12 protein-coding genes and 4 pseudogenes are annotated in these 12,551 nt (G+C 64.3%); 11 read left to right on the top strand and 5 right to left on the bottom strand.

Going from position 1 to position 12,551, the window contains the following annotated elements:
• Positions 1–43 precede the first annotated feature (43 nt).
• The 3 genes and pseudogenes from ACVILI_RS26215 to ACVILI_RS26205 all read right to left on the bottom strand — a co-directional run bounded on the left by ACVILI_RS26215 (position 44) and on the right by ACVILI_RS26205 (position 2,692).
• Positions 44–1,105: a YeiH family protein gene (locus tag ACVILI_RS26215; RefSeq protein ID WP_084791622.1), complete on the bottom strand. Its 1,062-nt coding sequence runs from the start codon at positions 1,103–1,105 to the stop codon at positions 44–46.
• A gap of 241 nt (positions 1,106–1,346) precedes the next feature.
• Positions 1,347–1,724 (bottom strand): ester cyclase, encoded by a 378-nt coding sequence (locus ACVILI_RS26210; RefSeq protein ID WP_038648424.1) that lies wholly within the window; start codon positions 1,722–1,724, stop codon positions 1,347–1,349.
• A 73-nt stretch (positions 1,725–1,797) separates the two neighbouring features.
• Positions 1,798–2,692 (bottom strand): annotated as a pseudogene (locus ACVILI_RS26205) (LysR family transcriptional regulator).
• A 152-nt stretch (positions 2,693–2,844) separates the two neighbouring features.
• On the opposite strand from ACVILI_RS26205, the gene ACVILI_RS26200 reads away from it, so the two are divergent.
• The 8 genes and pseudogenes from ACVILI_RS26200 to ACVILI_RS26165 all read left to right on the top strand — a co-directional run bounded on the left by ACVILI_RS26200 (position 2,845) and on the right by ACVILI_RS26165 (position 8,732).
• Positions 2,845–3,240: a (R)-mandelonitrile lyase gene (locus tag ACVILI_RS26200; RefSeq protein WP_038648418.1), complete on the top strand. Its 396-nt coding sequence runs from the start codon at positions 2,845–2,847 to the stop codon at positions 3,238–3,240.
• 52 nt (positions 3,241–3,292) lie between these two features.
• Entirely contained in the window at positions 3,293–3,631 is a 339-nt protein-coding gene (locus ACVILI_RS26195; protein WP_038648415.1) for a carboxymuconolactone decarboxylase family protein, read from the top strand.
• 4 nt (positions 3,632–3,635) lie between these two features.
• Entirely contained in the window at positions 3,636–4,010 is a 375-nt protein-coding gene (locus ACVILI_RS26190) for a DUF2255 family protein (protein ID WP_038648412.1), read from the top strand.
• Between the two features lies 1 nt (position 4,011).
• Complete coding sequence (locus ACVILI_RS26185; protein WP_019859639.1) at positions 4,012–5,001, top strand: aldo/keto reductase; 990 nt, start codon at positions 4,012–4,014, stop codon at positions 4,999–5,001.
• 17 nt (positions 5,002–5,018) lie between these two features.
• Positions 5,019–5,759, top strand: a pseudogene (locus ACVILI_RS26180) (SDR family oxidoreductase).
• A gap of 484 nt (positions 5,760–6,243) precedes the next feature.
• Positions 6,244–6,711, top strand: coding sequence for a GNAT family N-acetyltransferase (locus ACVILI_RS26175; RefSeq protein WP_038648409.1), 468 nt, complete (start codon positions 6,244–6,246; stop codon positions 6,709–6,711).
• Between the two features lie 28 nt (positions 6,712–6,739).
• A complete protein-coding gene (locus ACVILI_RS26170) occupies positions 6,740–7,123 on the top strand; it encodes an ACT domain-containing protein (RefSeq protein ID WP_038653068.1) in 384 nt (127 codons plus the stop codon).
• 174 nt (positions 7,124–7,297) lie between these two features.
• Positions 7,298–8,732: pseudogene (locus ACVILI_RS26165) on the top strand (aldehyde dehydrogenase family protein).
• A gap of 346 nt (positions 8,733–9,078) precedes the next feature.
• Here the strand turns inward: ACVILI_RS26165 and ACVILI_RS26160 are convergent.
• Positions 9,079–9,537 carry a hypothetical protein gene (locus ACVILI_RS26160; RefSeq protein WP_038648403.1) on the bottom strand — a complete coding sequence of 153 codons (459 nt, stop codon included), beginning with the start codon at positions 9,535–9,537 and terminating at the stop codon, positions 9,079–9,081.
• On the opposite strand from ACVILI_RS26160, the pseudogene ACVILI_RS26155 reads away from it, so the two are divergent.
• The 3 genes and pseudogenes from ACVILI_RS26155 to ACVILI_RS26145 form a co-directional block, all read left to right on the top strand.
• A pseudogene (locus tag ACVILI_RS26155) lies at positions 9,520–9,986 on the top strand (RES family NAD+ phosphorylase); the annotation flags it as partial. The gene ACVILI_RS26160 and the pseudogene ACVILI_RS26155 overlap by 18 nt on opposite strands.
• Positions 9,987–10,156: 170 nt before the next feature.
• Positions 10,157–10,447 carry an ArsR/SmtB family transcription factor gene (locus ACVILI_RS26150; RefSeq protein ID WP_032931173.1) on the top strand — a complete coding sequence of 97 codons (291 nt, stop codon included), beginning with the start codon at positions 10,157–10,159 and terminating at the stop codon, positions 10,445–10,447.
• A 43-nt stretch (positions 10,448–10,490) separates the two neighbouring features.
• The gene (locus ACVILI_RS26145; RefSeq protein ID WP_038648394.1) at positions 10,491–11,606 is read left to right on the top strand and encodes an alkene reductase; all 1,116 of its coding nucleotides are present in this window, start codon (positions 10,491–10,493) and stop codon (positions 11,604–11,606) included.
• Positions 11,607–11,764: 158 nt separating this feature from the next.
• Here ACVILI_RS26145 and ACVILI_RS26140 read toward each other — a convergent pair whose 3' ends face one another.
• Positions 11,765–12,538, bottom strand: a complete 774-nt coding sequence (locus ACVILI_RS26140) for an amino acid ABC transporter ATP-binding protein (RefSeq protein WP_276315085.1) — start codon at positions 12,536–12,538, stop codon at positions 11,765–11,767.
• Positions 12,539–12,551 lie beyond the last annotated feature (13 nt).

Below are 12,551 nucleotides of genomic sequence, written 5' to 3'. Positions count from 1 at the left end.
CCCCAAAACGAGCTTTATCGATTCAGCAATTTATCGACGTGTCCTAAGCCAACTTCACCAGCATCAGGCTGAAGCAGCCGATGAACAGGAAGGCGCAGAAGGCGAGCGCCAGCGGGCGCAGGCCGCGCGAGCGCAGCTGCGAAATGTCGGCCTGCAGGCCCATGGCGGCAAGCCCCATGGTCAGCATGATGGTGGTGGCGAGTGCCATCGCTGATTTTACTTCGGCCGGCATGGTGACCAGGCTGTTCAGAGCCACGACGGCGATGAAGGCAGCAACGAACCAGGGCATGGGCGGCCGTGCCGCCGATTGGTCGCGGCTGCCGCGCCGCGCCATCAGGCCGAGCGCGATGACCATCGGCGCCAGCATGGCGACGCGGGTCAGCTTGGCGACCGCGGCGATCTCGCCGGACTGGGTGCCGTTCTGGAAGCCGGCGCCGATGACCTGCGCCACCTCGTGGATTGAGGCGCCGGCCCATAGGCCGAAAGCGTGCTGGTCGAGGCCGAGCAGTGGCGCCAGCAGCGGGAAGCCGAGCATGGCGACGGTGCCGAACAGCGTGATCGAGGCAACGGCGTAGGTGACGTCCTCGTCGCGCGCATCGGTGACGATGTTGGTGGCGACGATGGCGGAGGCGCCGCAGATCGAGGTGCCGGCGGCAATCAACTGCGCCAGCTTGCGGTCGACGCCGATCAGCCGGCCGAGCGTGACGGTGAAGAGGAAGGTGGCGCCAAGCGTCGCCGCCACGATGCCGACGCCGCCGGCGCCGATCGAGACGACCTGGCCGAGCGTCAGCTGGAAGCCGAGCAGCACGATAGCGAAGCGCAGCAGGCGCTTTTGCGAGAAGGCGATGCCGGCCTTGGCGTGCACCGGCGTGCCGAGCACGTTGGAATAGACCATGCCGGCGACGACGGCCAGGATCATCGGGCTGAACAAAGCGAAGCCGGAGACATTGTGCGCCGAGAAGGCCACGGCCGTGATCATCGCCACCAGCACAATGCCGGGGATAATGCCGTTCCACACCGAATCGAGCCGCTTGCGGCTTGCGGCCAGGTCTGCCGATCTCAGGCTTTTCGGAATATCGTTCGCGATGTGGGTGGCGGAAGACAATGCAATGCTCCAGGCAGGTATACCGGAGCGATGCCATTCCTGAAACGATCTTTCCAACGAATTGTTATGGTCAGAATGATCGATTTTTACGAACGATCAGCAATCATTGACCAGCGTTGGCGCTGCCCCTCATCCGCCTGCATGCCGTTCGTCTCTCGAAAAGCCAAGCAATTGGCTTCTTGTCCGCTGTGCGGATCAGTCCTCAGCTCCCCGTACAACGGGGAGAAGGGAACTGGCCGCGTCAGAGCTGCGCCTCGATGGCCGCCTTGTCGATGACCGACCAGACGTTCCTGATCCGGTCGTTCAGAAATTCATAGAACACATTCTCGCTGAACGAGACCTTTTTGCCGTTGATGGGCAGGCCGAAGAAGGTTCCCTTCGGCGTGCAGTTGAACTGCAGGCGGCTTGCGATGAAGGGCGGGTCGGAGACCATCAGCTGGACGTCGAAATAGAGATCCGGGATTTCGCGAAAATCCCGCTCCAGCATGGCGCGGTAACCCGATAGGCCGACACGGTCGCCATTGTAGTGGACCTCGTCGTGGACGAAGCGATGCAGCCTTTGCCAATCCTGGTTGTTGAGGCAGTCGATATAGCCTCGGTAGAGGTCAGTCTCGGTCACGGCGACGGCTCCGGGTTTTCTTCAATCGCGTTCGGCAGGAAGATAGAACGGCTGCGAGCGCAGTCCAGTCGTTCTAGCCGCGATAGCGCAGCGCATCGACCAGCAGCGAGAAGGCCGGCGTCGCCTGGCGACGGCTGGGGTAATAGAGGTGGTAGCCGGGGAAGGGTGGGCACCAGTCTGCCAGCACCCGCACCAGCCGGCCGTCGGCCAGATGCGCGCGCAGCTGGTCCTCGGGCAGATAGGCAAGGCCGAGACCGGCCAGCACCGCGTTCATGCGCAGCCTCGCCGTGTTGAAGATCAGCTGGCCCTCGACGCGTACTTTCAGTTCGCGCCCGGCCTTTTCGAATTCCCAGGCATAGAGCCCGCCATAGGTCGGCAGGCGCAGGTTGATGCAGTTGTGGGTGGTGAGCTCCTGCGGCGTGCGCGGCTTCGGCTGTCGGGCGAAATAGGCGGGCGATCCAACCACCGCCATGCGCATGTCCGGGCCGATGCGCACCGCGATCATGTCGTGCGCCACCTGTTCGCCAAGCCGCACGCCGGCGTCATAGCGCTCGGCGACGATGTCGGTCAGGCCGTAGTCGACGATGATCTCGACCTTGATGTCGGGATAGTCCGGCAAAAGCCGCGCGATCGCCGGCCACAGCACCGCCTCGGCGGCGTGCTCGCCGGCGGTGATGCGGATGGTGCCGGCGGGCTTTTCGCGCAGGGCGCTCAGCGCGCGCGAGCTCGGCCTCGATCTCGTCGAGCCTTGGCCCGACGGAGCGCACCAGTCGCTCGCCGGCCTCGGTGGGCGCCACGCTGCGCGTGGTGCGGGTCAGCAGCCGCACGCCCAGCCGCTCCTCCAACGCGCGCACCGTGTGGCTGAGCGCCGATTGCGAGACGCCGAGCTGTGCCGCCGCCCGGGTGAAGCTTTTTTCCCGCGCGACGGCGAGGAAGGCGGTCAGCTCGTTCAGATTGTCTCGCGGCATTGATGAGTCCTCCTCATAAGTACATGCCAGATATAGCATCTAATCCAGATCAATCGCAGGCGCTAAATAGAGGCCATTACAATCGGGCTGTCGGAATTGGCGGCCCTGAAGACCTGGGGCAGCGTGCTGTCCGGCGTCTAGAAGGAGAAACCATGGACATCAAGCGAAGCGGCTCGCAGCCTTCCGCGAAAGGTCCAGCCGACTACTTCACCGGCACGGTGCGCATCGACGCACCATTCAAGGGCAGCGAGCCGGCCCGCGTCGGCGGCGCCACCGTGACTTTCGAACCCGGCGCGCGCACCGCCTGGCACACGCATCCGCTTGGCCAGACGCTGATCGTCCTGTCGGGCGCCGGCCTAGTTCAACGTGAGGGCGGCCCGGTCGAGCCTATCCGCCCCGGCGACATCGTCTGGTTCGCGCCCGGCGAAAAGCACTGGCATGGCGCGGCACCGACCACGGCGATGACCCACATTGCCATCGCTGAGGCCCTCGACGGCAAGGTCGTCGACTGGATGGAGCATGTCACCGACGAGCAATACGCGGTTTGAGCAGGCATCAGCGCTTTGCGCTCGAACCGATACCGCAACGAAGGAAACCAAAATGATCGATAAACCAGTGCCGCACAGGAATCCGTTCTCCGATATCGCGCCCGCGCTCGGCAAATACACCGACGATGTGTTGTTCGGAGATGTCTGGAAACGGCCCGGCCTTTCGCCGCGCGACCGCAGCCTCGTCACCGTCAGCAGCCTGATCTCGAACTACCGGGTCAACGAGATGCCTTTCCACATGAAGCGGGCGCTCGACAATGGCGTCACCCGCGACGAACTCATCGAAACCATCACACATCTCGCCTTTTACGCCGGATGGCCGGTTGCCAGCACGGCGATCGGCGTTGCCCGCAAGGTTTTCGAGCAGGCGGATGCCGAGAAAAAGGAATAGGAAAATGCCTTGGTCGAAGGACGAACTCGAGAGAATCGCGGCAACCGACGATCTGCATATTTCGCCTTTGCGCGATGACGGCGTGACCCTGGGCACGCCGACCTGGATCTGGTCGGTCGTTGCCGACGGCGCGCTTTATGTGCGCGGCTACAACGGTCAGCAGTCGCGCTGGTATCGGGCCGCGATCAGGCAGAAGGCCGGACGCATCACTGCCGCCGGCCTGACCAGGGACGTTGCCTTCGAAGCAGTCGAGGGAACCGTCAACGCCCGCATCGACGACGCCTACCGGGCGAAATACGCAGCCAGCCCTTATCTCGCACCGATGATCGCGGCGCGCGCCCGCGCCGCCACAGTGCGGATCACACCGAAGGAGAATTGAAATGCAAAAGCGCACACTTGGAAAGAACGGTCTCGAAGTCTCGGCCATCGGCCTCGGCTGCATGGGCATGAGCCATTCCTACGGGCAGCCGATGGAGACGCCGGATGCCGTTCGCCTGATCCGCTCCGCGTTCGAGCGCGGCATCACCTTCTTCGACACAGCGGAGGTCTATGGGCCGTTCAAGAATGAAGAGGTCGTCGGCGAGGCGCTGCGGCCGATCCGCGACCAGGTGGTGATCGCCACCAAATTCGGCATCGACATCGCCGGCACGGCCGGACATGAGGGCATGGACAGCCGGCCGCAGCATATTCGCGACGTCGTCGAGGCCTCGCTCAAGCGGCTGAGGACCGACCGCATCGATCTTCTCTACCAGCACCGCGTCGATCCGGTCGTGCCGATCGAGGAGGTGGCGGGGACGGTGAAGGACTTGATCGGCCAAGGCAAGGTCAAGCATTTCGGCCTCTCCGAAGCGGGCGTGCGCACCATCCGCCGCGCCCATGCGGTGCAGCCGGTCGCCGCGCTGCAAAGCGAATATTCGCTGTGGTGGCGCGAACCCGAGGAGGCGATCGTGCCAGTGCTCGAAGAACTGGGCATCGGCTTCGTGCCCTTCAGCCCGCTGGGCAAGGGTTTCCTCACCGGCGCCATCAATGCCGATACAAGGTTCGACAGCAGCGACTTCCGCAACACCGTGCCGCGCTTCGCGGAGGAGGCGCGCAAAGCCAACCAGGCGCTGGTCGACGCGATCGTCGCGATTGCTGCGCAGAAGAAGGTGACCCCGGCGCAGGTCGCGCTCGCCTGGCTGCTGGCGCAAAAACCCTGGATCGTCCCGATCCCCGGCACGACGAAGCTCAATCGCCTCGAGGAGAACATCGGCTCGGCGGCCGTCGCGCTGACGGCGGAGGATCTTGCCGACATCGAAAACGCGGTCTCGGCGATTGCCGTGCAAGGCGAGCGCTATTCGCCGCAACAGGCGGCCAGGATCGATCGCTGAGGCGGAAGGAAAATCCCATGACAGACAACATCAAGAACAAGGTCGTCGTCATCACCGGCGCCAGCAGCGGGCTGGGTTAAGCCGCCGCGCGGCTGCTGGCCAAGGAGGGCGCGAAGCTGGTGCTGGGCGCGCGCCGCCTCGACCGGCTCGAGGCGCTGGCCGCCGAGCTTTCGCTGGGCAAGGACGCCATCATGCAGACCGACGTCACCGATGTCGGCCAGGTCCGGCGGCTCGTCGACCATGCGGTCAAGACGCATGGCCGCGTCGCCGTGATTATCAACAATGCCGGACTGATGCCGCATTCGCCGCTGGAACGTGGCAAGGTCGAGGATTGGGACCGGATGATCGATGTCAACATCAAGGGCGTGCTCTACGGCATCGCCGCGGCGCTGCCGCACATGAAGACGCAGAAGAGCGGCCACATCATCAACGTATCGTCGGTCGCCGGCCACAAGGTCGGGCCGGGCGGCGCGGTCTATGCCGCCACCAAGCACGCGGTGCGCATCATCTCGGAAGGGCTGCGGCAGGAAGTGAAACCCTACAACATCCGCACCACCATCATCTCGCCCGGCGCCGTGGCGACGGAACTGCCCGACAGCGTCACCGAGCCCGATGTCGCCCAGGGCGTGCGCGCGCTCTACGACCGGGTGGCCATCCCCGCCGATTCCTTCGCCAGGACGGTGGTGTTCGCCATGAGCCAGCCCGACGAGGTCGACATCAACGAGATCCTGTTCAGGCCGACGGCGCAGGAGTATTAGGCGCGCGACGGGGACGTCTGACGCTCGTTCGCATCACGCCTTTGGCGATTGGCTGAAGCACCAACACTTCGTCATCCACGGGCGGAGCAAGGAGCGAAGCGACGCGGCGCAGACCCGAGGATCCATGCCGGGACTCCAACGCGCCACTACGGTTCGGAATCCTGCTCCGCTGCGCCTGTCAGCAAGGTCGCGGCATGGACCCTCGGGTCTCCGCGACGCCGCTGCCGCCCCTCGCTCCGCCGGTGGATGACGAAGGCGGGGGGCTTGGGCCAATCCCGACATCTTGACGCGCCGCGCCTCATGCTCCAGCTTGGCGTCATGTTCGCCCTCGCGCCCACAAATACACAGCGACGCCGCCACTGCACAGTGCGGAGCGGCGAGCTGATTGCGCGACGACAAAGGCCGGCAGGATAGATCCGGTTCGTTCGTTTCCAGCCCCGCCCGCGACACCGCCGGCGGGGGTTTTCATGTCTGGAGCATTGTCATGACCATCAATTCTTCCATCCGGTTTCGGCCGGCCGAACCCGCTGACGCCGCCGCGATCAGGGACATCGTGCGATCAGCCTATGGCAAATGGGTGCCGGTGATCGGCCGCGAGCCGCTGCCGATGCGCGCCGACTACGGGAAGGCCGTTGCCGAGCATCCGTTCGAGCTCGCCGTCGCCGACGGCCGCATCGTCGGCATGATCGAAACCATGCTGGCCGGCGATCATTTGTGGATCGAGAATGTCTGCGTCGCGCCGCAGGCGCAGGGCAGGGGGATCGGCCGGCTGCTGCTGGAGCGGGCCGAGCGGAAGGCGCTCGAAGCAGGCCGCCTTGAGCTGCGCCTGCTGACCAATGGCGCCTTCGAGGCCAATGTGTTGTTGTACAAAAGGCATGGCTATACGATCGACCGGGAGGAGCCGTTCATGGGCGGCATGACGGTCTATATGAGCAAGAGATTGACGCGATAGAGGGCAAATCGGAGGCATGGATACGGTGATGGTAGCCAGGGTCAAATTGAGGCAACTTCCCGGCTCGTACGCGATTTCGCGGCTCGGAGCGGGCGACGGCATTCCCGGCTGGGCGGACGGGCCAGGCTTCGTCAGCATGACCAGGACCGACGACGAGCTTTCGATCACCTGCCTGCAGGATCGTGTTCCAGGCACGGTCAAGCACGATGGCGACTGGGTCGCCTTCAAACTGCAGGGACCCTTTGCTTTCGACGAAACCGGCATCGTGCTGTCGGTCATCCGGCCATTGTCGGAAAACGAGCTGGGCATCTTCCTGGTGTCCACCTTCGACGGCGATCACCTGCTGGTGAAAGCGGCGGACCAGGAAGCGGCGCGACAGCATCTGGTCGAGGCAGGACACACGCTGCTGTAATCCATCCCATGCCGTCGAAAACGGCTGGGTTCTCTGGCCCAACGCCTCTGGCTCAATCACTGGCGCGCTGGCTCAACCACTTCGGGGGTTGCCTTTGACGGTGCGGTTCGCGCATCGTTATTTCTAGCTGGATATCACGGTCGGAACGGCCCTGCGGCACCCCAAGGAGAAACCATGTCACACAATCTGCAGTTCTATATCGACGGCGCGTGGGTCGATCCTGTCGTGCCCAACGCACTCGATGTCATCGATCCGTCGAATGAGGATGTTTTCGCGCAGATCTCGCTCGGCTCCAAGGCCGATGTCGACAAGGCGGTGGCCGCCGCCAAGCGCGCCTTCAATTCGTTCGGCTTCACCTCGGTGGAGGAGCGCCTCGATATCCTGAACCGCGTCATCGCGGTCTACAAGAAGCGCTCCACGGACCTGGCGCTTGCCGTGTCGCGTGAAATGGGCGCGCCGCGCCAGATGGCGCTCGACAGCCAGGTCGGCGTCGGCCTGGCGCATCTGGAGAAGATGGCGGAGACGCTGAAGACATTCCAGTTCCGCCACGCCAAAGGTTCCTCGCTGATCGTCAAGGAGCCGATCGGCGTCGTCGGCCTGATCACGCCGTGGAACTGGCCGCTGAACCAGATCACCTGCAAGGTCGGCCCGGCACTTGCCGCCGGCTGCACCATGGTGCTGAAGCCGTCGGAGATCGCGCCGCTCGACGCCATCATCTTCGCCGAGATCATCGACGAAGCCGGCGTGCCGAAGGGCGTGTTCAACCTCGTCAATGGCGACGGCCCGGGCGTCGGCCAGGCGCTGTCCAGCCACCCCGACGTCGACATGATGTCGTTCACCGGTTCGACCCGGGCCGGCATATTGGTGGCCAAGGCCGCCGCCGATACGGTCAAGCGCGTGCACCAGGAACTGGGCGGCAAGTCGGCCAACATCCTGTTCCCGGATGTCGACCTCGCCCGCGCCGTCACCAAGGGCGTCGCCGGCTGCTTCGGCAATAGCGGCCAGTCCTGCAATGCGCCCACCCGCATGTTCGTGCCGCGCGACCGTCATGACGAGGCCGCCGGCTACGCCAAGGCGGCGGCTGAGAAGTTCGTGGTCGGCCCGGCCGACGGCGCCAACACCAAGCTTGGCCCCGTCGTCAGCCAGGTGCAGTTCGACAAGATCCAGGACCTGATCCAGGCCGGCATCGACGAAGGCGCGACGCTGGTCGCCGGCGGCCCTGGCCGCCCGGCCGAACTCAACCGCGGCTACTATGTCAGGCCGACGGTGTTCGCCGACGTCACCCACGACATGCGCATCGCGCGCGAGGAAATCTTCGGGCGCGGTGCTGGCGATCCTGCCCTATGACACGGTCGAACAGGCGGTCGAGCAGGCCAACGACACCGTCTACGGCCTTGCCTCCTACATCCAGGCCAAGGACATCCAGAAGGCGCGCGACGTTGCGGCACGCATGCGCTCCGGCAATGTCTACATCAACTACCCGACCTGGGACGCCGGCCTGCCCTTCGGCGGCTACAAGCAGTCGGGCAACGGCCGCGAATATGCCGAATACGGGCTGGAGGATTTCCTCGAGATCAAGGGCATCGCCGGGTATGAGGCGGCGGAGTAGGGCACGACACAATGTGGCCGGCGGCAACGCAACGCCGGCTGAAACGGTTCATTTGTTGGCATCCAAGGCCGCCACGCAGGAATAGTTGGCGTGGCGGCCTTGTCTATATACTTCACAAAATTATTGAAGCTCCAATTCTGTGCCTCGCAGTGCGCGACCGGCAGCGGCTCTGCCCGCACTTTCCGAACGGTAGCGCCGGCCCATGCCTGAAGAAGCATCTGTCGGATCTGAGCCCGGCCTGCAAGGCGCAGGTGCTGGGGGGAGTAGAGTATCTCGCGCCGAGTCTGCAAGCGTGGATTCCTGATGGACGCGAGCAATGGCGGCGTCGATCATCTGTATCTTGCCGTCAGTCTCGCGCTACGGGCTTGGGCGTAAAGCTGAATTGGACCTTGTCGTTCAAACCTATGGCGACGTGGACATCTGCGGTGTCTGATAGGGAACTGAAGGTCATCTGTCTAAAGTCGGTGGTTCTGCGCGGACCGAGACCGACGGGTTCGGTGGAACTGATTCCGGCTGGATGGTCGAAGTCCGGTGGCCCAAAAGCCCCCACAACATCGTCCACCGTCTTCAGGCCGTTTGTCGCCTTCCTAAGCTTTTCAAATTCTTCTTTGGTCACATGCATGAAAAGCTCGTCCCTGCGTGAGTCTGGCGTTTGTCCGCCGCAGAAGATGCAGTGATAGATCAAGACCTGCTGCTGACCAGTTCCAACGATGTGATACTCATTGAGCTCAGCATCGAACACGATGGGAATCGACGGTTCCTTGGAAAGCGTTTCAAGTGCCCCGCATTGGCGCCCTTCGTGCATTGTTCGACGCTGCGGCCCGGCCGCTTCTCCGATGGCAGCTACGGCCTCTACTATGCCGGCGACAGCGAGGACGTGGCGCTCGCCGAAACCATCCACCATCACCAGAATTTCATGCGTGCCACCATGAGGATCCCGGCTGGACGGCTGACTTTCGCGTGCTGATCGGCAGCGTCGACCGCGACCTCGATGACGTCAACGCCGTGCCCGGCGTGCTCGACCCGGACGACTACACCGCCTCGCAGGCGGAGGGGCGGGCGCTGCGGGCAGGGGGCAGCGACGGGCTTGTCTGGAACAGCGTGCGCATGCCGGACGGGCAATGCATCGGCATCTTCTGGCCCGACGTCATCCCCGTGCCGGTGCAAGGCCGGCACTACTCCTACCACTGGGACGGCAAGCGCGTCGATTTCGTGCGCCAGCACGATACGGGCAAGGTGCTGGCGGTCACCTGACGCGATGGTGGCGCATTCGCCGCGGAGGCTGGCGCCCGGCCGCGCTATTTCCGGCATCGTGCCGTGTCCAGAGACCAGTTTGCTCCGATTGCCTTCGAAAATGGCATGGATTTCCTGCCATATCGGCTCTACCCGATCTATATATCGAGAGAGATCGATGCGAGGTGAAGATGGACCGCGACATCATATTGAAGGCACTGGCGCATCCGTTTCGACGCGATGTCCTGGCGTGGCTGAAGGAGCCTGAACAGCACTTCGCTGCGCAGGCGCACCCGCTCGAGATGGGGGTCTGCGCCAGCCAGTTCGACCATCGCGGCTTGGCGCAGTCCAGCGTCTCGGCGCATCTGGCGACGCTGGCGTCGGCTGACCTCGTGACGACGCGTCGGGTCGGCCAATGGGTGTTCTACAAGCGCAACGAGGAAACCATCGCTGCCTTTCAGGCCGCCTTGTCCGATCTCTGACGATCCTCCCCCGATCCCCCAGAATGCATGAAAGGCATTTCTCATGACTACCCTCTTTGATCCCTTGCGGGCCGGCGACCTGACGCTGGCGAACCGCATCGTCATGGCGCCGCTGACGCGCAATCGCTCGCCCAATGCGGTGCCCGGCGACCTCTCGGTGACCTATTACAGCCAGCGCGCCACGGCTGGTCTTATCGTGACGGAAGCCACCGCCATCAGCCATCAGGGCCAGGGCTACGCCAACGTGCCCGGCCTCTATGGCGCGGATCAGCTTGCCGGCTGGAAGCGTGTCACCGATGCCGTGCATAGGGGCGGCGGCAAGATCGTGGTGCAGCTCTGGCATGTCGGACGCATCTCGCACAACACATTGCAGCCCGGCGGCGGCAAGCCGGTGGCGCCGTCGGCGATCCGAGCAAACTCCAAGACGTTCCTGGTCAAGCCGGATGGCAGCGGCGAGTTCGCCGAGACTTCCGAGCCGCGCGCGCTCGAAACGGCCGAACTTCCCGGCATCGTCGATGATTTCCGCCGCGCCGCCAAGGCGGCGATAGAGGTGGCGGGTTTCGACGGCGTCGAGATCCATGGCGCCAACGGATATCTCATCGACCAATTCCTGCGTTCGGGCACCAACCATCGCGGCGACGCGTATGGCGGGTCGATCGAGAACCGGACGCGCTTCCTGTTCGAGGTGGTCGACGCGGTCACGGGCGCTGTCGGCGCCGGCAGGACCGGGATCAGGCTGTCGCCGGTGACGCCCGCCAACGACGCTTCGGACAGCGATCCGCAGCCGCTTTTCAACCATGTGGTGACGGGCCTCGGCAGCCGGGGCCTCGCCTATATCCACATCGTCGAAGGCGCGACCGGCGGCGCGCGCGACTTCAGCCAAGGCGACCGGCCGTTCGACTACGACGAGCTCAAGGCCGCCTACCGCAAGGCCGGCGGCACCGGCGCCTGGCTGGTGAACAATGGCTACGACAAGGAACTGGCCGAAAAGGCCGTCGGGGACGGCTATGCCGACCTTGTCGCGTTCGGCAAGCTGTTCATCGCCAATCCCGACCTCGTCAGCCGGCTGAAGCGCAATGCCGACCTGAACGCCCCCGACAAGGCGACGTTCTATGGCGGCGATGCCAGGGGCTATACGGATTACCCGACGGCGGCCTGAGCCGCCCATCTCAGACGGTTTGCCCTTTCGCTTCCAGCGGAAGGGCAGCCGCTCGCCCGGTCCATGATCGGACTGAATATTTGACCCGAACGGCGTACAGATCCGTTGGCACCGCAACGCTAACGGCCGCCGGACTGATCGACGGCCTTTCGCCGTCCTCAGTGCCTGAGAATCTTGCTCAGGAAGGCGCGGCTGCGGTCGGTCTTGGGGTGTGAGAAGAACTCGTCGGGCGTGCCGCTTTCGACGATGGCGCCGGCGTCCATGAACACAACGCGTTGGGCGACCTTGCGGGCAAAGCCCATCTCATGCGTCACCACCATCATGGTCATGCCTTCCTCGGCGACGGCCACCATGACGTCGAGCACTTCCGAGATCATTTCGGGGTCGAGGGCGGAGGTTGGTTCGTCGAACAGCATGATCTTGGGCCGCATGCCGAGGCAGCGGGCGATCGCCACGCGCTGCTGCTGGCCGCCGGAGAGCTGCGCCGGATAGGCGTTGACCTTGTCGGCGAGGCCAACCTTGGCCAGCAGTTCGCGCCCGGCATGCTCGGCCTCGGCGCGCGGGATCTTGCGGACATGGATCGGAGCGAGCGTGACGTTTTCGAGCGCGGTCTTGTGCGGGTAGAGGTTGAAGGACTGGAAGACGAAGCCGATCTCGGTGCGCAGCTGCGTCATGTTGGTGGCGGGGTCGCCGACGCGCTGGCCGTCGACGACGAGGTCGCCATCCTTGATCGTCTCCAGGCCGTTGATGCAGCGGATTAGCGTGCTCTTGCCCGAGCCGCTCGGGCCGCAGACGACGACCACTTCGCGCGGCTCGACGCTGAGCGTGATATCCTTGAGCACGTTGAGCGCGCCGAACCATTTGTTGACGCCGCGAAAGTCGATCATGCCGGTCTTGGTCAGGCCCGGTTGGGTCATGCCCGCTTTGGTCATAGTGCTTGGCCCT

Source organism: Mesorhizobium sp. USDA 4775 (assembly GCF_054062655.1).
This window is presented reverse-complemented; position numbering and strand designations above follow the sequence as displayed.

What these genes read in the sequence shown, in the direction of transcription:
- ACVILI_RS26200 (WP_038648418.1), top strand. Translation starts at nt 2,845, where the DNA reads ATGGACATCAAGCGAAGCGGCTCGCAGCCTTCCGCGAAAGGTCCAGCC.
- ACVILI_RS26195 (WP_038648415.1), top strand. Translation starts at nt 3,293, where the DNA reads ATGATCGATAAACCAGTGCCGCACAGGAATCCGTTCTCCGATATCGCG.
- ACVILI_RS26190 (WP_038648412.1), top strand. Translation starts at nt 3,636, where the DNA reads ATGCCTTGGTCGAAGGACGAACTCGAGAGAATCGCGGCAACCGACGAT.
- ACVILI_RS26185 (WP_019859639.1), top strand. Translation starts at nt 4,012, where the DNA reads ATGCAAAAGCGCACACTTGGAAAGAACGGTCTCGAAGTCTCGGCCATC.
- ACVILI_RS26175 (WP_038648409.1), top strand. Translation starts at nt 6,244, where the DNA reads ATGACCATCAATTCTTCCATCCGGTTTCGGCCGGCCGAACCCGCTGAC.
- ACVILI_RS26170 (WP_038653068.1), top strand. Translation starts at nt 6,740, where the DNA reads ATGGTAGCCAGGGTCAAATTGAGGCAACTTCCCGGCTCGTACGCGATT.
- ACVILI_RS26160 (WP_038648403.1), bottom strand. Translation starts at nt 9,537, where the DNA reads ATGCACGAAGGGCGCCAATGCGGGGCACTTGAAACGCTTTCCAAGGAA.
- ACVILI_RS26150 (WP_032931173.1), top strand. Translation starts at nt 10,157, where the DNA reads ATGGACCGCGACATCATATTGAAGGCACTGGCGCATCCGTTTCGACGC.
- ACVILI_RS26145 (WP_038648394.1), top strand. Translation starts at nt 10,491, where the DNA reads ATGACTACCCTCTTTGATCCCTTGCGGGCCGGCGACCTGACGCTGGCG.
- ACVILI_RS26140 (WP_276315085.1), bottom strand. Translation starts at nt 12,538, where the DNA reads ATGACCAAAGCGGGCATGACCCAACCGGGCCTGACCAAGACCGGCATG.